This window comes from Rhizobium sp. AG207R (assembly GCF_027109195.1).
Classification (GTDB): domain Bacteria; phylum Pseudomonadota; class Alphaproteobacteria; order Rhizobiales; family Rhizobiaceae; genus Rhizobium; species Rhizobium dioscoreae.
In genome coordinates this window covers 477,000-498,700 of sequence record NZ_JAEPVT010000005.1, presented here as the reverse complement: position 1 = coordinate 498,700, position 21,701 = coordinate 477,000, and the positions used below count along the sequence as shown (strand labels likewise).

At 59.7% G+C, this 21,701-nt stretch carries 22 protein-coding genes; 13 read left to right on the top strand and 9 right to left on the bottom strand.

From position 1 onward, the window contains the following. The first annotated feature begins 16 nt into the window (after window positions 1-16). A complete protein-coding gene (locus tag JJQ51_RS14845; RefSeq protein WP_113350673.1) occupies window positions 17-364 on the top strand; it encodes an NIPSNAP family protein in 348 nt (115 codons plus the stop codon). A gap of 90 nt (window positions 365-454) precedes the next feature. Here the strand turns inward: JJQ51_RS14845 and JJQ51_RS14840 are convergent, their stop codons facing one another. Then, a complete protein-coding gene (locus tag JJQ51_RS14840; protein WP_092707204.1) occupies window positions 455-658 on the bottom strand; it encodes a hypothetical protein in 204 nt (67 codons plus the stop codon). A gap of 335 nt (window positions 659-993) precedes the next feature. Between JJQ51_RS14840 and JJQ51_RS14835 the strand changes: the two genes are divergently transcribed. The 4 genes from JJQ51_RS14835 (at window position 994) to JJQ51_RS14820 (ending at window position 6,276) form a co-directional block, all read left to right on the top strand. Continuing rightward, a complete protein-coding gene (locus JJQ51_RS14835) occupies window positions 994-1,713 on the top strand; it encodes a CDP-diacylglycerol diphosphatase (RefSeq protein WP_113350674.1) in 720 nt (239 codons plus the stop codon). Window positions 1,714-1,988: 275 nt separating this feature from the next. Beyond that, on the top strand, window positions 1,989-2,450 hold the full coding sequence (locus tag JJQ51_RS14830; protein WP_113350675.1) for a (2Fe-2S)-binding protein: 462 nt from the start codon (window positions 1,989-1,991) through the stop codon (window positions 2,448-2,450). Then, a complete protein-coding gene (locus JJQ51_RS14825) occupies window positions 2,447-4,711 on the top strand; it encodes a xanthine dehydrogenase family protein molybdopterin-binding subunit (RefSeq protein ID WP_113350676.1) in 2,265 nt (754 codons plus the stop codon). The genes JJQ51_RS14830 and JJQ51_RS14825 overlap by 4 nt, the downstream gene beginning before the upstream one ends. 215 nt (window positions 4,712-4,926) lie before the next feature. Further along, window positions 4,927-6,276, top strand: a complete 1,350-nt coding sequence (locus JJQ51_RS14820) for a c-type cytochrome (RefSeq protein ID WP_113350677.1) — start codon at window positions 4,927-4,929, stop codon at window positions 6,274-6,276. Window positions 6,277-6,567: 291 nt separating this feature from the next. Here the strand turns inward: JJQ51_RS14820 and JJQ51_RS14815 are convergent, their stop codons facing one another. Next, window positions 6,568-8,067, bottom strand: coding sequence for a sensor histidine kinase (locus tag JJQ51_RS14815; RefSeq protein WP_113350678.1), 1,500 nt, complete (start codon window positions 8,065-8,067; stop codon window positions 6,568-6,570). Further along, window positions 8,064-8,789 (bottom strand): response regulator, encoded by a 726-nt coding sequence (locus tag JJQ51_RS14810; protein WP_113350679.1) that lies wholly within the window; start codon window positions 8,787-8,789, stop codon window positions 8,064-8,066. The genes JJQ51_RS14815 and JJQ51_RS14810 overlap by 4 nt, the downstream gene beginning before the upstream one ends. A 572-nt stretch (window positions 8,790-9,361) precedes the next feature. On the opposite strand from JJQ51_RS14810, the gene JJQ51_RS14805 reads away from it, so the two are divergent. The 3 genes from JJQ51_RS14805 to JJQ51_RS14795 all read left to right on the top strand — a co-directional run bounded on the left by JJQ51_RS14805 (window position 9,362) and on the right by JJQ51_RS14795 (window position 11,007). Continuing rightward, entirely contained in the window at window positions 9,362-9,613 is a 252-nt protein-coding gene (locus tag JJQ51_RS14805; RefSeq protein ID WP_145633950.1) for a hypothetical protein, read from the top strand. Between the two features lie 70 nt (window positions 9,614-9,683). After that, window positions 9,684-10,262, top strand: coding sequence for a flavodoxin (locus tag JJQ51_RS14800; protein ID WP_113350681.1), 579 nt, complete (start codon window positions 9,684-9,686; stop codon window positions 10,260-10,262). 151 nt (window positions 10,263-10,413) lie between these two features. Further along, entirely contained in the window at window positions 10,414-11,007 is a 594-nt protein-coding gene (locus JJQ51_RS14795) for a class I SAM-dependent methyltransferase (RefSeq protein ID WP_113350682.1), read from the top strand. 76 nt (window positions 11,008-11,083) lie between these two features. Here the strand turns inward: JJQ51_RS14795 and JJQ51_RS14790 are convergent, their stop codons facing one another. Together JJQ51_RS14790 and JJQ51_RS14785 are read right to left on the bottom strand one after the other, a co-directional pair. Next, window positions 11,084-12,271, bottom strand: a complete 1,188-nt coding sequence (locus tag JJQ51_RS14790) for an arabinose transporter (RefSeq protein ID WP_113350683.1) — start codon at window positions 12,269-12,271, stop codon at window positions 11,084-11,086. A 189-nt stretch (window positions 12,272-12,460) separates the two neighbouring features. Continuing rightward, window positions 12,461-13,093 carry a TetR family transcriptional regulator gene (locus JJQ51_RS14785; RefSeq protein WP_113351047.1) on the bottom strand — a complete coding sequence of 211 codons (633 nt, stop codon included), beginning with the start codon at window positions 13,091-13,093 and terminating at the stop codon, window positions 12,461-12,463. Between the two features lie 57 nt (window positions 13,094-13,150). Here JJQ51_RS14785 and JJQ51_RS14780 point away from each other — a divergent pair, with 57 nt between their 5' ends. Both JJQ51_RS14780 and JJQ51_RS14775 read left to right on the top strand, forming a co-directional pair. Then, window positions 13,151-14,374: an adenylate/guanylate cyclase domain-containing protein gene (locus JJQ51_RS14780; RefSeq protein WP_113350684.1), complete on the top strand. Its 1,224-nt coding sequence runs from the start codon at window positions 13,151-13,153 to the stop codon at window positions 14,372-14,374. Window positions 14,375-14,551: 177 nt separating this feature from the next. Further along, window positions 14,552-15,229: an O-methyltransferase gene (locus JJQ51_RS14775; RefSeq protein WP_113350685.1), complete on the top strand. Its 678-nt coding sequence runs from the start codon at window positions 14,552-14,554 to the stop codon at window positions 15,227-15,229. 109 nt (window positions 15,230-15,338) lie between these two features. Here JJQ51_RS14775 and JJQ51_RS14770 read toward each other — a convergent pair whose 3' ends face one another. Beyond that, window positions 15,339-15,515, bottom strand: coding sequence for a hypothetical protein (locus JJQ51_RS14770; protein ID WP_162748755.1), 177 nt, complete (start codon window positions 15,513-15,515; stop codon window positions 15,339-15,341). Window positions 15,516-15,768: 253 nt separating this feature from the next. Next, entirely contained in the window at window positions 15,769-16,431 is a 663-nt protein-coding gene (locus JJQ51_RS14765) for a phosphatase PAP2 family protein (protein WP_233788565.1), read from the bottom strand. Between the two features lie 308 nt (window positions 16,432-16,739). Between JJQ51_RS14765 and JJQ51_RS14760 the strand changes: the two genes are divergently transcribed. Further along, entirely contained in the window at window positions 16,740-17,432 is a 693-nt protein-coding gene (locus JJQ51_RS14760) for a response regulator (protein ID WP_113350688.1), read from the top strand. Beyond that, a complete protein-coding gene (locus tag JJQ51_RS14755) occupies window positions 17,429-18,658 on the top strand; it encodes an ATP-binding protein (RefSeq protein WP_113350689.1) in 1,230 nt (409 codons plus the stop codon). Before JJQ51_RS14760 ends, JJQ51_RS14755 begins: the two co-directional genes overlap by 4 nt. Window positions 18,659-18,681: 23 nt before the next feature. Here the strand turns inward: JJQ51_RS14755 and JJQ51_RS14750 are convergent, their stop codons facing one another. Further along, window positions 18,682-19,506 (bottom strand): DUF535 family protein, encoded by an 825-nt coding sequence (locus JJQ51_RS14750; RefSeq protein WP_246661119.1) that lies wholly within the window; start codon window positions 19,504-19,506, stop codon window positions 18,682-18,684. Between the two features lie 354 nt (window positions 19,507-19,860). After that, a complete protein-coding gene (locus JJQ51_RS14745; protein ID WP_113350691.1) occupies window positions 19,861-20,703 on the bottom strand; it encodes an alpha/beta fold hydrolase in 843 nt (280 codons plus the stop codon). 307 nt (window positions 20,704-21,010) lie between these two features. Here JJQ51_RS14745 and JJQ51_RS14740 point away from each other — a divergent pair, with 307 nt between their 5' ends. Next, window positions 21,011-21,631, top strand: coding sequence for a CGNR zinc finger domain-containing protein (locus JJQ51_RS14740; RefSeq protein ID WP_113350692.1), 621 nt, complete (start codon window positions 21,011-21,013; stop codon window positions 21,629-21,631). Window positions 21,632-21,701: the final 70 nt, after the last annotated feature.

Below are 21,701 nucleotides of genomic sequence, written 5' to 3'. Positions count from 1 at the left end.
CTTAAGGAGGATTTTCATGATCCATGAAATGCGCATCTATACCTGCCTACCCGGCAAGCTGCCAGCGCTCCAGGAGCGTTTTGAAACGGCGACACTCGCGATCTGGGATCGGATCGGAATCCGCCCCATCGGTTTCTGGACGACGATGATCGGACCGTCCAGCAATGACCTCATCTATTTACTTGAATGGCAATCACTAGAGGAACGCCAGCGGAAATGGGCGGAGTTCGTAACCGATCCGGTCTGGAAGGAAGCTTTGGCAAAGAGCGAGGCTTCAGGCCCGATCATCGCCAATATCGCCAGTTCGATCCTGCAGCCGACTGCATTCTTTCGCCCTTTTATCTCCATCGAGGCCGATGGCTGAAGACGGACAGCAGATTGATGAACCTGGCGTAAAAGCCGGGACATGCCCGGCTTTCAAAATCTTTTCGGCAGGCGTGCTTGCCGCTTCCTGTCAGCCGTTCTGGTCGCCGCTATTGTCGGCAGCCGGCTCCTGTTCTTTCTCCTTCAGCACGTCCGTCAGCTTGTTGACGCCTTCGAAACCGGCGACGGCGGCGGCCGCCTTCGTCAGGAAACCGGCATTCGGGTCGACAGCCTCGACGGCCTCGTCGGCAGCCACGGCACCTGCAACTTCTTCAATCAGCTTTCCGATACCCATTTCAAGCTCCTGATCGTTTTTTGTCTGCCGCAAAGTTGCGGCAATCGAGCGTTGCGAACGCCTCGCAGCCGATGTTTGGAAAGTCACCGCAAGCGACCTTTTCCTCCCTGGGGCGAGGCATGGTTTTCCCCGGCTCCTGCCATTTAGGCAACTAAACTGAAAGCGGCCTTAGCCCAAGATGAAGCGAAGCTGATGCTGCGCAATCTCTGCGACACGCGCCTGCCCACATTTGTCACTTGCCGCCGCCAAGCCGTCACATCAGCCTAATAGGCCTGTGCTAAGCTTCCAGAATTTCGGACAATGCCAAACCGTTTGAACCTAGGAAATTTCCCGCCATGACATTCTCGTATCGCGTCACGGCTCTTGCCGCATCCTTCCTCCCCCTCCTTTTCGCGCCGGCCTTCGCCGACTCCGACGTGCTCTGGAAGATCGTTCATGACAAGTGCGTCGTACAAACTGCACCCTGCCTTTCGGTGAATACGGCCGAACACTACGCGATGCTGAAGGATCTGCGGGGCGTTGCGCAAGTTCTGCTGATTCCGACCGACAAGATTACCGGCATGGAGAGCGCGGCGCTCCTCGATCCTGCAACGCATAACTTCTTTGCCGATGCCTGGGCCGAGCGGGCCGATGTCGATGTTCGATTGCCGCATGCGCTCCCGCGTGACGGCCTCAGCCTGGCTATTAACGCACAGCAAGCGCGCTCACAGAACCAGCTGCATATCCACATCGATTGCCTGAGCGCTGATGCACGGGCAGTCCTCAAGGCCGATGCCGACAAAATTGGTGCCGACTGGGCACCTCTTCCCGATACCATCGCCGGCCACAGGTTCATGGCGGTCCGGGTCAAGGGCGAGACTTTGGGCGACTTCAATCCATTCCTGGCGCTTGCCAAGACATTGAAGGACCCGGCAAAGGAAATGGGCGATCACAATCTCGTGGTGGTCGGCGCCAACTTCGCCGACGGCCCCGGCTTCATCGTCCTGACGGATGTCGCCGCACCGGGCATGGGCGGCGAGGACGTGCAGGACCATAGCTGCGCGATTACGCATTAGAATCAGCATATTATCGCTTGGCGCGAAAGCTGCATCGATCACTTCTTCGATGCAGCCGCCCCTTTGCGCGAACGAAAAAGGCCTGGAAACCGGATTTATGAATCTGGTTTCTAACGTCTATCACGTTTCACATACTAATCTTTTTGATGCGGCCGGTTCAGTGTTATAGTCCGGGTTGTGAGCCTGAGCTATACGTCATCCGTTCGTTGAGCATCCAGATCATCGAACAGCACCGGCATTGAAGGTTCGCGATCGAAAGCCTCAGGAGGCGCCTCATGAATCTTCAAATCAATAGCCAATCGTACCAAGTCGATTCGGAGGGAGATACACCGCTCCTCTGGATCATCCGTGATGAGTTGGGCATGACCGGCACCAAATATGGTTGCGGGCTGGCACAATGCGGCGCCTGTTCGGTCCTTGTCGACGGCGAAGTGGTGCGCTCGTGCGTGACGCCGCTCGACAGCGTCGCCGGTCGACAGGTCACGACGATCGAGGCGATCGAAGCCGACCCGGTTGGAAAGCGTGTTGTCGCCGCCTGGGTCAAGCATCAGGTTCCGCAATGTGGTTACTGTCAATCGGGGCAGGTCGTCGCCGCGACCGCGCTCCTCAAACAAACGCCAAACCCTTCCGATGACGAAATCGCCGCGGCGATGATCAATCTCTGTCGATGCGGGACTTACAATGCGATCAAGGCGGCGGTCAAAGACCTCTCCTCCAAGGAAGGAGAGACGCTATGACCGAAACCAGCCGCAATCTCGTTCCGGAGGATGAATTCCCTACCGGATCTCCGGTCAACATCTCACGCCGGCACTTTCTCCTCACTTCTGCCGGTGCGGCAGCCGGGGCATTCGTGCTTGGCTTCGGCGTTCCTGTCGGCCGGGCACGGGCACAGCAGGCGGCAAGCGCTATGCCTCCAGGCACTCGCGTTCCGGCATTCCTCGAAATCCGCCCGGATAGCACCATCCGCTTCATGAGCCCCTTCGTCGAGGGCGGGCAAGGCGTCTTCACTGCGATGGCGCAGATCGTCGGCGAAGAACTCGATGCCGATCCGAAGACCTTCATTGTCGAAAATGCGCCGACAGGCAGCGACTATCTTGTCGTGCACGGCAAGATGCGCATCACCGGCGGCAGCATGTCGGTGCGCACCAGCTATGAGACCATGCGCCGGCTCGGCGCGCTCGCCCGCAACATGATCCTGCAAGCAGCCGCCAAGCGCCTGGATGCTCCGATTACCGAGCTGACGACGGAACCCGGCCGCGTGATCCATGCCGCATCGGGCCGCAGCCTCGCCTATGGCGACGTTGCGAGCGAAGCACTGGATCTGCCGGTTCCTGCCCCTGAGAACGTCGCGCTTCGGGACCCAAGCAAATTCCGATGGATCGGCAAACCGGTCGAACGGCTCGATATGCATGACAAGTCAACGGGCAAGGCAATCTACGCGATCGATTGCAAGGTTGACGGCATGTTGCATGCCGCCGTCCAGCACGCTCCCCGCCTCGGCCTGACGGTCGGCAAGATCCGCAACGAAGACCAGCTGAAGGCGATGCCGGGTGTTCATTCCGTCCATAGTCTGTCCGGCGCTGTTGCTGTCGTCGCTGAACGCTGGTGGAATGCCAAGCGGGCAGCAGAAGCCGCTCAAGTCGATTGGCGCGAACCCGGCTCGGACGCCGATCCTGCGCTCCGCTATATGCCCGCCGATTTTTCGACAACAGCTTTCAACGACAAGCTCGCCAACGAACCGGGCAATGGCAAGGAGGCGGAGAATGTCGGCGATATCGCCAAAGCGTTCGACGGCGCCAAGACCGTCATTTCCGCCACCTACAGGAGCCAGTATCTGCATCATGCGCAGCTGGAGCCGCCATCGACCCTAGCCCGCTTCAACCCGGATGGCAGTCTCGAAATCTGGATGCCCAACCAGGCGCCCGAGCAATTCCAGGCGGATATCGCCAAGCTGACCGGCCTCGACCCATCGAAAGTGACGCTCCACAGCCCCATTCTGGGCGGCTTCTTTGGACGGCACTTCCTGTATCCGTCCGCCAATCCCTATCCGCAGGCCATCCAGCTTGCAAAGGAAGTCGGGCGGCCGGTCAAACTGATCTGGAGCCGCGAGGAGGAATTTCTGCGCGATCCGATGCGCCCGATGGCGGCAGTGCGCTTCCGCGGCGCACTCGACGCCAACGGTATGCCAGTGGCGCTCGAGGCCATCAGCGCTTGCGAGGGACCGACCGAGGGCGTTTACGGTCACAAGGAGGATTCGCTGGATCCGACGGCCCTGGAGGGCCTGGCCGGCAAATCCTATGCAATCCCGAACTACCGCATCGCACAGATCTACGTCAAAAACCCCACGACACTCGCCTATTGGCGCTCTGTCGGCAATTCCATGAACGACTTCTTCTACGAGACCTTCCTCGACGAACTGGCCGACAAGGGTGGGCAGGACCCCTACGAGCTGCGTCTCAAGCTGCTGCAAAAGAACGAGCGGCTGAGCAATCTCCTGAAAGCGGCCGGCGATCTCTCAGGCGGCTGGAAGCGGGGCCCCTTCACGGCGGAGGATGGCTCGAAGCGGGCGCGTGGCGTTGCCATGGCCTCTCCCTTCGGCAGCCATACGGCGGCAATCGCTGAGGTCTCCATTCACAACGGCCAGGTCGTCGTCCATGATGTCTGGGAAGCGATCGATCCCGGCAGCATCGTCAATCCGGCGATCATCGAAGCACAGATCAATTCGGCGACTGCGCTCGGAATGTCACAGGTTCTGATGGAGGAGGCCGTTTACAAGAACGGCGAGCCGGTGGCGCGCAACTACGACCTCTATCCGATCCTGCCGCCGGATCGCATGGCGCGCGTTCACGTCCGCATCGTCGAAAGCGGGGCAGAGATGGGCGGCATCGGCGAGCCGGGCCTGCCAGCCGTCCCTCCGGCGGTCGCCAATGCAGTTTCCACGCTGACGGGCAAGCGGATACGCAGTATGCCCCTCTCCAACTACACCTTTGAAAGCTGAGACGCAGCACTCGCTGCGCCAGGCAAAGTTCCGGCTCTCGGCCCATTTTCGGTCCGAGAGCCGGCTTGGTTGGCTCCCCCTTAGAGCCGGACGATCTTGTCCGGCTCTAGAATTAAAGAAGTAGAGCATGATGTCGTCCGAAAACCGATCCCATTTTTCGGCATCATGCTCTGGCCGTGTACGAAATCCCGAAGCAAAGACATGAGGGCACACTCTTGAAGAAACTTCTTCTGGTTCTTCTCCTGATTATCGTGCTTGTGGCCGGCGGTATTGCGTGGTTCGTCACGCGCACGCCGGCTTCGCCCTTCGATAGTGTCGCCGCGACACAGGCGCCCTCGGAGGACCTGCTGCAGAACGGCGAATATGTTGCGCGCCTCGGCGATTGCGTCGCCTGCCACAGCACGCCGAAGAGCGGTCCCTTCGCCGGCGGGCTGGAAATGGGGACGCCGCTCGGCTCCATCTTCACGACCAACATCACCCCGGATAAGGAAACCGGGATCGGCAACTATACGCTCGCAGATTTCGACCGCGCCGTCCGCCAGGGTGTTGCGCGCGACGGGCATCGCCTCTATCCGGCCATGCCCTACCCTTCCTATGTGAAGATGAACGACGACGACATTCGAGCGCTCTACGCCTATTTCATGAATAGGGTCGCGCCGGTACAACAGGCGGACAGACCCTCCGACATCAAATGGCCGATGAACATGCGCTGGCCTCTGGCACTCTGGAACGCCGTTTTCACCGAAGGCGGCACCTATCAGCCGAAAACGGCCGGCGACGACCAGTGGAACCGTGGCGCCTATCTCGTTCAGGGGCCGGGACACTGCGGCAGCTGCCATACACCGCGCGCCATTACGATGGCAGAAAAGGCGCTGGATGAGAGCAGTCCGCTCTATCTTTCCGGCGCTCTTCTCGACGGCTGGTATGCGCCAAGCCTGCGCGGCGATCCCAATACCGGCCTTGGCCGCTGGAGCGAGGAGGATATCTATGCCTTCCTCAAGAGCGGCAGGAACGGTCACGCCGTCGTCTTCGGCTCCATGGCGGATGCCTTCAACAATTCGACACAGTTCATGAGTGATGACGACCTGAAGGCAATAAGCCATTACCTGAAATCCCTGCCCGGCGATCCCGCCCGCGACGGCACGCCCTGGCAATACGACGAAGGCACCGCCCAGAACGTATCGCTTTCCAACCGTGAGCAGATACCGGGCGCCCAGACTTTCGTTGCAAAATGCAGCTTCTGTCACGGCGTCGACGGACGCGGAAAGCAGCAATGGATCCCACCGCTCGCCGGCTCTGCCGCTTCGCTTGCGAAGGAAAACGCATCGCAGATCAATGTGACGCTGAACGGTTCCAGCCGCGTCGTGGCGAACGGAATTCCGGATGCCTATCGCATGCCGCCGTTCCGCCAGCAGCTTTCGGACCAGCAGATTGCCGATGTCCTGACATTCGTGCGCTCTTCGTGGGGAAATCAAGGCGGAGCGGTTGCAGCAAACGATGTGAAGGCCCTACGCGAGCATACGGATCCGGCAAGCAGCAGCCCGATCATATTGCAGATGCGGTAGCTCCTGGTTGCCCGTTGACCGTTGCCGTGCCGCTACTTGTGACTTCCGGCATTGTCTCCCCATAAGCCGCAGGGCTATTGCACATGGGGCGGATGAGCACTGAAAATTCCCTCTCCCCGGCGGGGAGAAGGGACGCCGCAACGACTTCAGTTCATGCGGTTGCCCTACCATAAGCCGAATCAAGCATCTAAAGCATGTCGCGCAAAAGTGTGTAGCGGTTTTGCGAGAACGACATGCGCAAAATCAAGGAACTAAAGCACAGGAAGCGAATCTGAAAGATCGCGACGTGCTTTAATGTTCCTGCCCGGCAAGCTTGAGAGCTTGCGCCCGCTTTCTTCTCCGGCTCACCCGCGACGAAGGCGTCTTGACCTGCCCTTCCTGGGGCAAGGAAATGATCGCCTTCAGACCGGGATTGTTGGGCTGAAGCAGGATATCGCCGCCATGCTGCCGGGCCACTGCCCTTGCAATCGACAGGCCGAGCCCGACGCCGCCCGTGCCCCTGTTTCTCGAAGCTTCCAGACGGAAGAAGGGCGCGAATACCTTTTCCTTCATATCCTCAGGTATGCCCGGGCCATTGTCTTCGACGACGATATCGATGGTGCCGGCCGAATGGTGAATATGGACCCTGGCATGGCCGCCGTAGCGCGCCGCATTTTCCGCAAGATTGCGGACGGCGCGGCGCAAGCCATCGGGCCGGCAGCGATAAGTCGTCTTTGGTCCTTCGATATACTCCACTGGCAGGCCGAGATCGGCAAGGTCGTCACAAATGCTGCCGACCAGCGCCTCCAGTTCGATGGCCCGCGTTTCCTCGGCCGTGGATTCACCACGTGCGAAGGAAATGGCGGCTTCCGTCATGCTCTGAAGCTCGTCGATGGTCGCCAGCATCTTCTGCTGTACGTCCGGATCCTTGACGAACTCGGCCCTCAACCGCAGCGAGGTCAACGGCGTCCTGAGATCGTGGCCGATCGCGGCCAGCATCCTCGTTCGATCATCGACAAAGCGATGCAGACGCTCCTGCATGCGGTTGAATGCTTCGGCGGTACGCTTGATGTCGTCAGGTCCTTGCTCCGGCAACGGCGGCAGATTTTCGCCACGCCCCAAGGCTTCCGCCGAAACGGCAAGCCGTCTCAGCGGGCGTGCGATGCGGCTGGCGATGAATACTCCGATGAGCGACAGGATGAGCGCGGTGGTCGCAAGTGAGGTGAGCGATTTCATATCCCACCAGCGGTCGCCGACATTCTTATAGAACGCCGTATTCAGCCACATGCCATCATTGAGCTTGACGGCAAGGCCATATCCATTGCGATCCCCGAAATAAACGAACTTTGCCGGCTGCGGCAGGCTCCAGAGAACGGGCGGTGGGGTAGCCCAGTCCTCGCCGGCGTTCGCCGTCATTACCCCCTTCGACATCAGATGATCGACATCCGGGCTCGAGCGCATGCCCCACTTCGCTCCAAGGTCGATAAAATTCTCGATCGGCCGTGCAAGTTCATTTGCCGCACGCGAGCGCCATGCGCCGGCATCCGTCGGCTCAATCTGCGAAAGCCAGAAACGGGAATAGCTGGTCTCGCTTGCGAGCAGCGCCTGTTCACGCAACGGCTTGGGCATGGATTCCATCAAGCGCGTGACGGAGGCGCACCGGCTGAAGAATTCGCTTTTCATGGCGGCATGCAGCGCCTTGGTGCGCTCGTCCCAGGAAATCGAAAACGTCAGGCACTGCGAGACGACAAGGGCAAGCAGGGTAAAGCCGATGAACTGGGCAGCAAGGCTCCTCCTCCACCAGTAGATCATTCGAACCCCACATCCGCCGAGAGGCTGTAGCCGCCGCCCCAATGCGTCTTGATGACCGAAGGATTCTTCGGATCCGGCTCGATCTTCTTGCGCAAGCGGCTCACCTGGTTGTCGATGCTTCTGTCGAAGATGTCGGCCGTCCTGCCAACCGTCAGATCGAGAAGCTGCTCGCGGCTGAGCACCATGCCCGGACGTTCGAGGAAGACCTTCAGAAGCCGGAATTCGGCGGTGCTGAGCGGGATGCCGACACCGTCGTCGCCCGAAAGCTCCTGCCGCCCCATATTGACGCGCCATTGACCGACGCGGATAACCCTGGCCTTTTTCAGCGTTTCCCGCTGCTGCTGCGGCACACCATTGGCCCGACGCAGGACAGCCCGGATGCGTGCCAGCAATTCGCGCGGATTGAATGGCTTCACCAGATAATCGTCAGCCCCCAGTTCAAGGCCGATGATGCGGTCCGTATCCTCACTCATGGCGGTCAGAAAGATGATCGGGGTATCCGTCGTCCCCCTGAGATGGCGGCAGACGGAGAGACCATCTTCGCCCGGCATCATGACGTCCAGAACGATCAGATCCACCGCACCGCGCTCGAGGATCCTTCTCAGGGCGAGCCCGCTATCGGCGACGCTGACCTTATAGCCCTGCTGCTCGAGATATTGGCCGACAAGGTCCCTTATATCCGAATGATCATCGACGACGGCGATGTGCGCAGCTTTTTGCATGACGGTTTCCACGATCTCAAGTCATTCTACAGAAGGCCGCTCCGAGCCGCATCGAAAAAAGTGTATCAAAGTTTCACATAGACCGGAGGGTTGCGCTGCAAGCGGCACCCCCGCTTGCAAACCTTGCGACAGCCGGTGCAAGCCGTATCGAGAGGATACGGATTTCATCGAACCTGTCCTCGAAATCCAATCGATATGTTGCGCGAAGAGGTCCCCTGCAGCTGACAAACTATAAGGTTGTTGTCACATGGATGTGCCGCGGACGGGCAAATTTGTAACAAGCTGTCGCAGCTCTCGTACCACCGATATGCGGAATGGGGCGACGACATCGCCCGGCTTCGATCAAGGGCAAATCCTGCCATTTGCTCTGCAAAATAGGCCGCTTGCAGCAGCCGTCCAACAATCACTGCCGCGCCGGCCTGTGCCAGAGCCGATGGCCGGCGCTGCCATCGCCGGCGACAGGCTTTTACATCTCCGGCACAAAGCTGCGACATGAGCGTCTTAACCTCCTGCTCGAAGATCACTTGCCCGGTCGAGACTATCGACGCTGACAGGAGGATATGGAATTGGCCATGGAATTATCACAGATCGCAACGCTTCGCCGCGTTCTCGAAATCTTCTGCGCCCGGCACGAACTGGAGTTCGCCGATCGAACGGCGATCATCGCCGCTCGTGAGCTCATGAAATTCGCCGACGAGGGCGAAACCGATCCCCTGGCTCTCGAGCAGCGCCTCGACGAGGCAATGCAGACTTCCGGCGGACCTATGCTGCCGGCCCAAAGGGCCGTGGCATCAATGGGCGCTTCATCGGCGCGGCAGCAATGATTGTCCGCCGTCGAAATTGTCCGGTCATCTTCCGCACCCAAAAGCCTCGTTTAAATTGGAAGGCAAACCCATGCACATTTCCCGCCGCACCGTGTTGACATCGATGGTGGCCGCGGCCGCCGCACCCAGATGGAGCTTTGCCGCAGACGAACGACGGGCTCTGGTCGTCTATTATTCCTATACCGGCCATACCAGGGCGGTTGCCGAAAAGCTTCGTGCACTCCTGGGGGCCGAGCTCTTCGAAATCCAGATGCGCAACCCTTATCCTCTCGACATGCAGCGTGCAGCCGAGCAGTCCAAATACGAGCTGGAAACGGGAGAGCTTCCTCCCTTGCTCGATGGCCTTCCCAATCTTTCGAAATACGACCTGATCCTCGTCGGCGGCCCGGTGTGGTGGAATACCATCACGCCGCCTGTCATGAGTTTCCTCGAACGGATGGATTTTGGGGGGCGGAAGGTTGCCGCCTTCTCCACATATGTGCTGGAGCCGGCGCATTATGAAAGGAATTTTGCCGCACAGGCACGCAGCACTTCGCTTCTACCCAGCCTGATGATCAGCGAATTCGAGGTCACGGAGAGGCTGGCGGACAAGGCCATCGCATCCTGGGCTCTCAAAAGCCTGCCGAAGGATGCGCCGCAAGCTCTCTAAGGTCGCCAACACACGCGGATTGCTCTCGCTCCACCATCCACGCATGTTGCAGCCTCTTGTCGCGATGACGCCGCATTCGCCGTGATATTCTGACGCCGCGGTATCAATGGTATTCTATGGTGCCGCAAGTCCTCCATCTGCGGAGATCCCAATGGGCGAAGCATTTCCAGCGACATCGATGCCGGACCGCGATTGGTGGACGGCACTTTGGCCCGATCCGCTGGCAACACTCCAAGCACTCGGCATCAAGCCCGGCATGACCGTCCTCGATCTTTGCTGCGGCGATGGCTACTTCACCGCACCGCTGGCAAAACTCGTTGCCGGAAAGGTCTATGCGCTCGATTTGGACGAAACCATGCTCGAAATGGCGGGGACGGAAGCCGATCGACAAGGCGTCTCCGTGCAAAAATGGATCCATGCCGATGCGCGCGACGTCGCAAAACATCTTCCCGAAAATATCAATTATGTCCTGATGGCGAACACGTTTCACGGTGTTCCCGATCAGCCTGGCCTCGTCCGCGCCATCCATTCGGTGCTCGCTCCCAAGGGGCTTTTCGGCATCGTCAACTGGGAGACGCGATCGCGCGAGGAGACTACGGTGCTCGGGCTGCCGCGCGGTCCCAGGACCGAGATGCGCATGGCGCCGGCCAAGGTCGCGGCGATTGTCGAGACCTTCGGCTTCAAGTCCCAGGCCGTGATCGAGCTGCCGCCCTATCACTACGGCGTGGTTTTCGCTGCCCTATAGCTGTGCCAAGGATGTCGCTGGTCATATTGCCAAGCCTACTGGCGGTCCCGGCCGAACGCAGGGACCACCACATCAATCAGCCGAACGCAACAGTGCGTATCCTGCGGAGCGAGAGTGCGATCAACAGGCCGGCGATCGCCGCGACGCTGCCCGCCAGAAAGACGCTGCCATAGCCGGTCCGGTCGGCCAGAAGGCCGGCAAATGGCCCGGTCAGCCCGTAGGCGAGATCCTGAAAGGCCGAGAAGCCTCCAAGCGCGGTGCCGCGCAGATGCGGTTCCACCCGCCGGACGACCTCGCGGCCCATGGAAGGATAGATCAGTGAGCATCCGAGCCCGGTCAGAAAGGCACCCGCCAGGGCGAGCATGGGATCGGCGGCACTCCAGATCAGCAATTGGCCTACCGCTTCGACCGCCAGTGACCCGAACGCGACCGGCAAGCCACCGATACGATCAGGCAGATGGCCGAAGAGCACGCGCACCAAAACGAAGCCGACGCCGAAGGCCGTCAGGCCCAGCCCGGCATAGCTCCAGCCCCGATTAAGGAAATACAGCGTGAAGAAGGCACCAATCGCGGCGAAGCCTATGCCCTGAAAACACACGACCGCCCCGTGCAGCCAGACCTTGCCGACGACGGTCCAGAATGGCGGGCGCTGCGCACCGGGATTAGGCGCAACGCCAGGAACCCGCCAGATCGCCATCAGCCCTAGGAATGGTAGAACAGCGCTGATCGCCGTTGTCCCGGCAAAGCCAAACCGGCTGAACAAAGCCAGACCGATCGGCCCGCCTACGGCGAGCGCTCCATAGATGGCGGCGCCGACCAGCGCCAGAACCCTGCCCGAACGAGCCGGGCCGACGACGCCAATGCCCCAGGCGATGATGCCGACGGCAACCAGACTTTCGCCCAGCCCCAAAGCCAAGCGTCCCAGAAGGAGGAGTAGAAAGGACGGCAACGGCGTGTCGGTGAGAACGCCGGCACCCAAAGCCATCAAAGCCCCCACGACATAGAATGCAAGCCCCCGCGTCACAGCCACCTTGGCGCCGCGATGGTCCGAGAGCCCGCCGGCATAGCCGCGCGTGAGGATGGTTGCCAGAAAGGCGATGCCGACGCCGAGCCCGGCCCAGACATTGCCGAGCCGCAATTGACCGCTCACATAAAGGGGCACGATCGGAAACGAGATGCCGATGCAAAGATAGGATATGAAGAGAATGACGCTCAGCAGCATCAGCCGGCCGCGCGTCTGTTCAGGTGTCGATCGAAAAGCCATGATAATCTCCGGGCTTTTCCTCGATCAGCGAAGGCACAAAAAAACGCACTCCGACCGACGAGGATCGTTGAGTGCGTTGCTTGACGTCAAACGCTTACGGCCGGCACCGCCGGCTGCCATTCCAATAGGCGCTTGCCGCAAGCGTGTCAACATCGCGTTGACCGCGCCGGAGGCATGCTGGCCCGCCCCTCACCGAAGCCTGAGGCTTTTAAGATAGGCGCAGAACATATCCGCCATGGCATCGCCATAGGCTTCGATCTCCTGCGCAGTTTGCGTGCTTTCCGAAAGCTGCTTTCCCGTGGCGCTCAGCGTCGTGGCGATCAAGTCCGCCGCCAGGACACGGGCCGCGTCATCGACCTCCGGCAAGGCTTCGCGCATGAAGAGCTGCAGGATGCGGTCCCCGGATGACCGCGCCTCATGCGCCTCCGGCGCATCACGATAAAGCGGCGCCGCGTCGTTGAGCGCAACACGCATCGCGGCCTCCTCGCATTCGGAGCGGATGAACGCGTGGACCAGGGAGCGTAATCGGCCCAGCGGTGGCGTTGCCGTATCCTCGAGGATGCGTCGCAGCATATCCGAAGTCCGCCGCCATTCGTCACTTTGCAGGCGAAAGAGGATCGCTGCCTTGTTGGGGAAGTATTGATAGAGGGAGCCGACACTGACACCGGCCTTTTCGGCAACGCGTGCGGTGGTGAAGCGCTGAGCGCCCTCCGTTGCCAAAACCTGAGCCGCAGCACTCAGGATCGCGGAAACGAGCTCGGTCGAGCGAGCCTGCTTCGGCTGCTTTCGCGAGGAAATCCGGGCTCTTGGACGATCCGTCATATCGAGGCCTGACAATGCGAATAGGAAAGATGACGAATTAATCGTATTTTGCGCGCCATGCAAACCGAAGAACAACATGGCGATGAAAGCAGCGGGCCGGCACGCGGAGCAGTCGAAACCGACGCCCTGGCAAAGACTGTCTCGCATGTGAGCCAAAGCCTGGTGAAAGCCGCACTTGCCGGCGCGAGCGACTCCGAGCTCGTCATTCTTCTCGGCCGTGCGCTGTATGCGGTGGGTCTCGACATTTCGACGATCGAGATCGGCTGTGATGCCGTCGATCCGGAGAGGGTGCAGCATTTCATTCGTTGGCGGCGAGACGGCGAAGGCACCGAAGACAATATTCTCGGCGGTAAGATCTTCACTGCCATGCTGGAGGAGGACGCAGCGGTTCTCCGCCTTGATGCTCGCAGCGGTCGCCTTGCATCCGTTCCGCAGGATAGAGCAACGGACGCCATCGCCTTTGCGAACCATCTTGCCCCCGACGTCACGCTCGGTTTCTTCGACGACGTCATGAGCCTGTTCATCACCGAGCGTCCCGGTGGGTTTTCAGCGATGGAAATAGAGCTGCTGCATCTCTTGACGCCTGTCTTCGCACTTGCCCTCGGAGCCCGATTGAATGCCGCCGCCGCGCGCGTTCTGCTGCAGACTTATCTGGGCCGCAATGCTGCAACCGCCTTGCTCGACGGCCGCGTGGGCCTTGGCGAGGTCGAGCAAATTCGGGCGATCGTGATCTATTGCGACCTATTCCAGTTCACCTCGCTGACCGAGCGGCTGGATCCTCGGGCTCTCATCGACCACCTCAATCTGTTCTTCGAGACGATTACCCGGCCTCTGGCTCGTGCCGGCGGCCAGGTCTCCGGTCATGTCGGTGACGCCGTCGTCATGTTCTTTCCCATTCCGGACGCCGAAAGTGAACGGCCGCTCTGTGCTGCTGCGGTAAAGGCCGCGCTGGAGGGGCTGCAGGCACTGGAGCGCGTCAATGCCATGCTGTCACGAAAGACGGCGCCGCCGCTGCGGGCGCGGATCGGCATCGACATCGGCGACGTCGTTCACGGCAATATCGGTTCCGCAGGCAGATTTTCGTTTACGATCATCGGCACGCCGGTAAACCGCTCGGCCCGATTGCAGGCCCTCGCCAAGGATCTGGACGCAGTTATGCTGATGACTTCGGCTCTCGCGGAGGCCGCCGGCATTCAATGCAAGTCTTTCGGCCGCCACGCTCTGAGGGGCTTCGACCATCCGGTCGACATCGTCGGTTTCGATATCTCCGGCGACCACTGAAATGCGAATGACAGCTCTCACGAGATTGCACGGGATGTGATCAGCTCGCGGATTTACTGAATATTTTCAAAATCATAAATGCATTCCACGCCTACATCGGCCGACGCGATTATGAAAAGCGACGAATTATTCGTATTTTTTCGCCGACGAAAACGTCAGTCCTGAACGGAGAAAAATATGACCTCCCTGACCAACGCCCCGCTCGCACCCTTGCTCGATCGCCTGTTCGAGGAAGCCGATGCGACGTCGCCCGCGACAACTCCATCGGTCGCCGCCTACTGGGGCGGCCTTTCCAGCGAGGAACGCGCGCGTCTGGTGCGCAGCAAAACCGACTACCTCGATTTCTATGCCCGGCTGAAGGACATACCGCTCGCGGTCTCGCGCGAGGCTGGAACCTTGCTCTATATGCTGGCGCGAAGCACGGGAGCCCGCACCATCGTCGAATTCGGAACTTCCTTCGGCATCTCCACCCTTCACCTTGCGGCTGCGCTGCGGGACAATGGCGGCGGGCGTCTGATCACCACCGAATTCGAACCCTCCAAAGTGGCACGGGCGCGGGAACATCTAAAAGCCGCTGGCCTCATCGATCTCGTAGAGATCCGGGAAGGCGATGCCCTGCAGACGCTGAGCGCCGATCTGCCCGATGCTATCGACCTGTTGCTTCTCGATGGCGCCAAGGCGCTCTATCCGGACATTCTGAGGCTGGTGGAAAGCCGCCTAAGGCCGGGAGCTCTCGTGCTGGCCGACAATGCGGATTTCTGCCCCGATTACTTGGCATGGGTGCGGTCGCCGGCAAGCGGATATATGTCCGTACCGTTCGCCGAAGACATCGAACTGTCGATGCGGATCGGATGACGCCATTCACGGCGCAAGCGCGTCCCTGGAGTGCTTGCAACATCCCCTGCATTCACTGCCGACTGCGGCGACGGCTTTCACATGCTCTATTGCGTTGGCGTCGCGGCCGTCACGCCGCGGTATGAACAAGCTTGAACTGCGAGCGCCTGTAGAAGGCCAGCATTTCCCGCTCGAAACTTTCCACGGCCAGCACGACCCACGGCTCGTAATGGTCTCTGCGGGAGCGCATCCTGCGTCGGCCATCCGGGTCGAGCATTCCGCGCAACGCCCAATCTACCAACCCCATCCCGTCACTCTCACCCCGCCAAGGTCCCTTCACCATCCGCCTTACCGGCCTCAATCGCGTCCGACGGCATGGCCAACGCTAAATAGGTAACCCCTGATCGAAAGAAAGGTGAAGAAACGTTGTATTAAGGTTTGTAACATGGGTTTGCCTGGGACTGTCGCATTGCGGCGACACCCGGCAGCCAATCCCGCTCGGCGGCGATCGCAAACAGGGCTGAACGAGGATGTCGGCGCCTGCTTCCATAACGATGGGATCATCTGAACATCAGGCGCGTGACGTGGCGATCGATCATCCGCGAATTCGCTTCGATCCAGCGCCAGACCATGGCCATGACAAACATGGTCAGAAGCCATCCGAGCATGACATCCGACAGGAAATGAGCACCAAAGATCACGCGGTTGAACGCCACGAACAGCGAGCATGGTACCAGGATTACCGCAGCAATCCATCTGCGCCCCACAGGCACAAATATCAATAGGGACAGCGCCGCCGCAGCCGCGGCTGCTTCGCCGGAAGGGAAGGAACAATTGCGGGTGCACGCTGCCGAAAACTGCCACACCGGGGTAAAATCAGCTGTGCCCCCGAACTCGATCAGCTGACGAGGGCGCACGCGTCCAATCGCTACTTTTAGCGTCTGCACCACCAATAGCGGCCCGGCGGCAAAGCTCAGGAGCACGAAAAGCGGTTTGTGAGGAGGGCAGAACCGCAATCGCCGCGGCAGGAAAACATGCAGGACGATGATGACGGCCATGGTGCCGAGAATATAAGGCTGGCTTTGACGGGCAATATCCCTCACCGCCTTCAGCCAGGGGTTTTCCGCGAGCCAGAAGACATGTCCGTGGGCAAATAAGCGCGCAACGGCCAGATCGAGTTTCGGAAAGACCACGAAGACGAAACTGCTCCAGACGATCAGCATACCGATGGCTGCCAATTCACCATCAGCCGTTGCGTGCTCCTGCCGCCGGCGCAGCCGCGCTTGGCCGGAATCGGAGCTCCAGGAATTCGATGCAAATTTCCACATGCCATATCTCCAGAGACGGAATGGCGCCAAGCTGAATCCCGATTGTCAAGAAATGGCGAAGATCGCATCAAGGCCCTGTTCAGAATCGGCCATCAGGCAATCGGAAAGCTGTTTGGAAATTGCGGAAGCCGGTTTTGTCCGCAATAGTAGAACTCGGGCGGCAAAGCCGAACGGAAAAACAGAAGAAACACAGGGCGCTAGGGGTGGATAACAGTCTTGTTCTCATCGTGGAGGATGAACCGGCAATCGCACAGATACTCGAGGGCTATCTGACGCGGGACGGTTTTCGCACGGTCCGCGCCGGCGACGGCGAAACCGCGCTGCAGCACCATGCGCTTTTGAAGCCCGATCTCGTGCTTCTGGATGTTCGTTTGCCGAAACTGGACGGCTTCGGTGTGCTCGGCCGCCTGCGCCAGGCCGGCTCAACGCCGGTCATCATGGTCACAGCCGTCGCTGACGACATCGACCGACTGAGCGGGTTGCGCCTCGGTGCCGACGACTACGTCGTCAAACCGTTCAACCCGCAGGAAGTCGTCGCCCGCGTCAGAGCGGTCCTACGCCGGACGCAGGGCGAGCGCGCAGAAGCCATCAAGCGCTTCGGCGCGCTGGAGGTCGATTTCGGCAGCTACACCGTCTTCATCAACAGGGACGAAGGCCGTGTTGCAGTGCCGTTGACGCTGAGCGAATTTCGAATCCTCGCCTACATGATCCGCCATCCGACCCAGGCTTTCGCGCGCGCCGATATTCTCGATGCCTGCCTGCCGGAAAGCGATGCCCTGGTGCGTACAGTCGATACCCACATCTCTAATCTCAGACGCAAACTGGAAGAAATGGGGCAGATCGGCTTCTTTCCTGCCGTGCGCGGCATCGGCTATCGCTTTTCGGATCCGCGATGAAAAGACAGAGAATTCCCAGCGCGCCGCTTGCAACGCTCACGGCCATAGTCACCACGATCATGCTGCTGCTCAGCGTTGGCCTAACCTATCTGGGGGTCAACTGGTATGCGACCTATCTGGAGCAAGGCATCAGCGAGGCCCTGCCGCCCAAGGCCGCGGCGACCTACAAGATGCTGAGCGAAAACAAGGTTCCCGATGGAGATTCCCTTAAGCTCCTGGTCGAACACCTCATTTCGCTGACGGAACCTACGGATCTCAAGGTGCAGCTCTCCGTCCTCGTTTTCGGCCTCTTGTCGGCTCTACTCTGCGCCGTAATCGGCGTCTTCCTGGCGCGGCGGCTTGCGCGCCCGCTCGAAGATCTCACTTTCGCCGCCGAGGGCCTGAAGTCCGGCGACTTCTCCGTCCGCGTCGCAGCCTCCTATCGCAGCACGCGCGAAGTCGCGAGCCTCGTTGAAACCTTCAACGCCCTTGCGACCAGCCTGGAGACGATGGAGGAAAGATTGCGCTTCAACAACATGGCGGTTGCACATGAGCTGCGCACACCGTTGACCATCCTGCAGGGATCGCTGCAGAGCATGCTCGATGGCGTGTTTCCGATGGATCGGAAAATCATTTCCGACCTCCTCTTGCAGGTCGAAGGCCTGGGACGGGTTGTCGAGGATCTGCGCACCCTGTCGCTCGCCATCGGCCAGAAACTCGTGATGGAACGTCAGCGCATCGACGCATCCCTGCTGGTCGAGACTGTCATCGCCTCGGCAAAACCCATGCTGGAAGCCAGCAAGCTGCAGGTCGAAACTGAGCTGAAACCCGCCTGGATCTCAGCCGACTCCCCCCGCATTCGCCAAGCCGTGCTGGCGCTGCTCGAAAATGCGTGCCGCTACGCTGCCGAAGGTGGATGGCTGCGATGCGAAACCGAGCAGCTGGCGGACGATAGGATCGTCATTCGCGTTCTCGATCACGGTCGCGGATTTCCGCAGGATATGGATGCCGTCGCCGTCAACCCTTTCTGGCGCGGCGACCCCTCGCGTTCGCGGGCGACCGGCGGCACCGGGCTGGGACTATCCGTGGTGCAGGCAATCGCGGCTGCCCACGGCGGACATCTTGAATTCGCAAATCGGCCCGAGGGCGGCGCCATGGTCGCAATCCATTTGCCAGACGGTATGCCTGGAGAAACGCGCGGTTTCGGTGAGCAGGATACAGCCTCCGGACAATGCCGGCTTTGTTGAACAAGGCCACCGCGGTCGGGCCGTCAGTGGAAGAGTTCGCCGATATTGAGGAACCACGACTTTTTCTGGCTGCGCCTGTCCTCTCTCTGAATTTTCGAATGGGGGATCTGGAAGCCGTAGACGCACTCCGGCTCGCCGGAACGCTCAAGCCAGAAAGCATCGATGTTCGATAGCAGCATCGATTGCCGGGAACGCCGGCGATATTGAATCGGGTGCCTTGCCTGCGAAACCGCGAGGAAGTGCTGCATGCCTCCCTCCGCCGCCAGGCCCTGCAGCACGATCAGGATCGCCTCTTTGGGCCTGAGGCCGGCGAGATCGCGAGTTACCTCGATGATACGCTGCTTCGCATTGCGTGGTCCCTGCATGCTGCCGACGACGAATGTATAACGCCCCTTCGTCCCTTGATAGACGAACGTGAATCTGGCCGTGCAAAGAACAGCCTGATCGCTCACGCGCAGGAGTTTGATGGCGAAAGCACCCTCATGGCGGCCGCCGCTGCGGTCGGCGAGCGCAAGGTGGCATGCATATGCCTCGCATTTGCCCTGCACCGTCCCCATTTCCAGCCATTCGCCGCGCCAGAGCCGTATCATGCTGTCTCTGGAGAGGATGGTTTCAGCAATCGAAAAATGCTCGATGAGAAGAGACAGCCGACGGGAATTGGGCATTCTGTGGACGAGAAACTTCGAAAGCGGTTTCTGCAGCAGTTCGTCATGCGGAGGCGGTAATTCATGCGTAGCCGCGAACGCCGCGATAAAGCGCCACCAACGAATAGTCAGAAGCGGGTTTGCAGCAAAGCGGCACCAGAAGAGAAAAGCACGCTTCCAGCGCACGCGCAGGCCGAAGGTCAATATTCTCCAGATGACGATGTATCGCGATATAGGCGGTCGGGAAGCCGTTGGTGGCAACGCAGGACAAGGGGAAATCTTGGATAGGAGGCGCTCCGGCGCCGCAGCAGCTGATGTCTTTTGATTCATGCGAAAGTCCGGCGGATTTGGTTTCGCCGAACCATCTGCGTTGGGATTGTCAAGGCAGCGTCAAGACAAGATCAGCCTTTCATGAGGCATGCCACGAAGGGTTCCGAGCCTAAGCGATCTGATGCGCTCGAGGAAACCCCGAAAGGCATCAGCTTTGCGGTCTCCTCCCATTTGCATTGCGAATGATCCGACCGCGCCGATCGAGCGCCGGCGCGGTCCAGCTTGATATCAACCCAAGAAAGCGCGGATTTCGACTGCGATCTCGGCAGCGTGGGTTTCTAGAGCAAAATGGCCGGTATCAAAGAATTTGACCACCGCGTCTGGAATGTCCCGGCGATAGGCCTCAGCACCTGGCGGCAAGAAAAAGGGATCGTGCCTGCCCCAGACCGCAAGCAGACGCGGCTTGTAGGTTCTGAAATAATTCTGGAAGGTCGAATAGAGCGCGACGTTGCTTTTGTAGTCGCCGAAAAGATCGAGCTGCACCTTCTCCGAACCAGGTCGGGCCAGATAGAGACTATCGAGCGAATAGCCGTCGGGAGAGACCTTCGAGAGGTCCGGGACACCGTGCGTGTATTGCCACGCCGTCGCGTCCGGCTGAAGGAATGCCTTCAGGGCATTACGATTTTCATCGGAGGCTTCGCGCCAATAGGCTTGGATCGGATTCCAACCTTCGCTCAGGCCCTCTTCATAGGCATTGCCGTTCTGGGAGATGATCGCCGTGATCCGTTCCGGATGCTTCAACGCCAGTCGGAAGCCGGTCGGCGCACCATAATCGAAGACATAGACGGCAAAACGGTCGAAGCCAACGACTTCCGTGAAACGGTCGATCGTCTCGGCGATGCTGTCGAATGTGTTGCTGCCCTTCGGCGCGTCGGATTGCCCGAAGCCGGGTAGATCTGGGGCGATGATGTGGTAGCGATCCGCCAGAAGCGGGATGAGATCGCGGAACATGTGGCTGGAAGTCGGGAAGCCATGCAGCAGCAGAAGCTTGTCCGCGCCGGCCGAGCCCGCTTCACGGTAGAAAACCTTGACATCTTCGATATTGACGCTGCGATAGGTGATATCAGTCATGTTAAGCTCCTTTCGTAACCTATGAACATCTATTTTTTAGGTTACATCTCAGAATTCAAATGATGCCGCGGACGCGCCTGCATTGGCACCGATATCAGCGACAGACGCCATCATCAGCGCGGACAACTCGGCCCTCTGTAGTAGCATTGGCCTTCTCCCGCCAGTTGGAATAAATAACCTCTTTAATGACACTGATATGGTTACTCTTCACTTGGGTAACTTGTCAAGAGGCTTTGGAAGGGTTATATAGTCGCTATGTTTTCGAGCGGCCTTTCAGCCCCCTGTCGGCCGGAATAAGGAGCAGTCGATGGACAGCCGTTCACCCGCCATCTTCGTTGGCGACACGCTCGGACTGGATTTCCTCAATTCGGTCGCAACGCCGGTGGATGTGCCGATCGACTGGATTGACGACGGAGAGGGTCTGCTGCGCTGGCTGGAACAGGCAGGCCTAGTGCCGCGGAAAACGCTTGCCGCCATGCGCAAGCAGGCGCTGCCGGGCGAACTCGACAAAGTCGCCGACCAGGCAAGAAGCCTGCGTGAGTGGTTCAGAACTTTCGTAAACTCCCACAGGGGAAAGCCGCTGGCATCAGAGGCCTTGAACGATCTGGAACCGCTGAACCGTCTGTTGGAACGCGATGAAGGTTTTAGCCGGATTGTCACAAGAAAGCCGGGCGAAGATCGCAAACTCTGCCTTCAGCCGATGCGGAAATGGCGCTCTCCGGAATCGCTGCTATTACCGATCGGCGAAGCGCTGGGACGTTTTGTCTGCACGGAAGATTTTTCCGATGTGAAGGCCTGCGAAGGCCACGCATGCACCTTGATGTTCGTTGACCATACCCGCGGGCGCCGCAGACGCTGGTGCAGCATGGCGATGTGCGGCAATCGCTCCAAGCAGGCAGCCCATCGACATCGGCTCAAGCAGAGCTGACGCCAGTCCCGCAAAAAGACAGGCGTTTTGCTGGAAGCATGAATTACAGCTTGAAGCTAAGCCCAGCTCG

Excerpts from the sequence above, each read along its gene's own strand:
- JJQ51_RS14845 (WP_113350673.1), top strand. The coding sequence starts at position 17 with ATGATCCATGAAATGCGCATCTATACCTGCCTACCCGGCAAGCTGCCA.
- JJQ51_RS14840 (WP_092707204.1), bottom strand. The coding sequence starts at position 658 with ATGGGTATCGGAAAGCTGATTGAAGAAGTTGCAGGTGCCGTGGCTGCC.
- JJQ51_RS14835 (WP_113350674.1), top strand. The coding sequence starts at position 994 with ATGACATTCTCGTATCGCGTCACGGCTCTTGCCGCATCCTTCCTCCCC.
- JJQ51_RS14830 (WP_113350675.1), top strand. The coding sequence starts at position 1,989 with ATGAATCTTCAAATCAATAGCCAATCGTACCAAGTCGATTCGGAGGGA.
- JJQ51_RS14825 (WP_113350676.1), top strand. The coding sequence starts at position 2,447 with ATGACCGAAACCAGCCGCAATCTCGTTCCGGAGGATGAATTCCCTACC.
- JJQ51_RS14815 (WP_113350678.1), bottom strand. The coding sequence starts at position 8,067 with ATGATCTACTGGTGGAGGAGGAGCCTTGCTGCCCAGTTCATCGGCTTT.
- JJQ51_RS14810 (WP_113350679.1), bottom strand. The coding sequence starts at position 8,789 with ATGCAAAAAGCTGCGCACATCGCCGTCGTCGATGATCATTCGGATATA.
- JJQ51_RS14805 (WP_145633950.1), top strand. The coding sequence starts at position 9,362 with ATGGAATTATCACAGATCGCAACGCTTCGCCGCGTTCTCGAAATCTTC.
- JJQ51_RS14800 (WP_113350681.1), top strand. The coding sequence starts at position 9,684 with ATGCACATTTCCCGCCGCACCGTGTTGACATCGATGGTGGCCGCGGCC.
- JJQ51_RS14795 (WP_113350682.1), top strand. The coding sequence starts at position 10,414 with ATGGGCGAAGCATTTCCAGCGACATCGATGCCGGACCGCGATTGGTGG.
- JJQ51_RS14790 (WP_113350683.1), bottom strand. The coding sequence starts at position 12,271 with ATGGCTTTTCGATCGACACCTGAACAGACGCGCGGCCGGCTGATGCTG.
- JJQ51_RS14785 (WP_113351047.1), bottom strand. The coding sequence starts at position 13,093 with ATGACGGATCGTCCAAGAGCCCGGATTTCCTCGCGAAAGCAGCCGAAG.
- JJQ51_RS14780 (WP_113350684.1), top strand. The coding sequence starts at position 13,151 with ATGCAAACCGAAGAACAACATGGCGATGAAAGCAGCGGGCCGGCACGC.
- JJQ51_RS14775 (WP_113350685.1), top strand. The coding sequence starts at position 14,552 with ATGACCTCCCTGACCAACGCCCCGCTCGCACCCTTGCTCGATCGCCTG.
- JJQ51_RS14770 (WP_162748755.1), bottom strand. The coding sequence starts at position 15,515 with ATGGGGTTGGTAGATTGGGCGTTGCGCGGAATGCTCGACCCGGATGGC.
- JJQ51_RS14765 (WP_233788565.1), bottom strand. The coding sequence starts at position 16,431 with ATGCTGATCGTCTGGAGCAGTTTCGTCTTCGTGGTCTTTCCGAAACTC.
- JJQ51_RS14755 (WP_113350689.1), top strand. The coding sequence starts at position 17,429 with ATGAAAAGACAGAGAATTCCCAGCGCGCCGCTTGCAACGCTCACGGCC.
- JJQ51_RS14745 (WP_113350691.1), bottom strand. The coding sequence starts at position 20,703 with ATGACTGATATCACCTATCGCAGCGTCAATATCGAAGATGTCAAGGTT.
- JJQ51_RS14740 (WP_113350692.1), top strand. The coding sequence starts at position 21,011 with ATGGACAGCCGTTCACCCGCCATCTTCGTTGGCGACACGCTCGGACTG.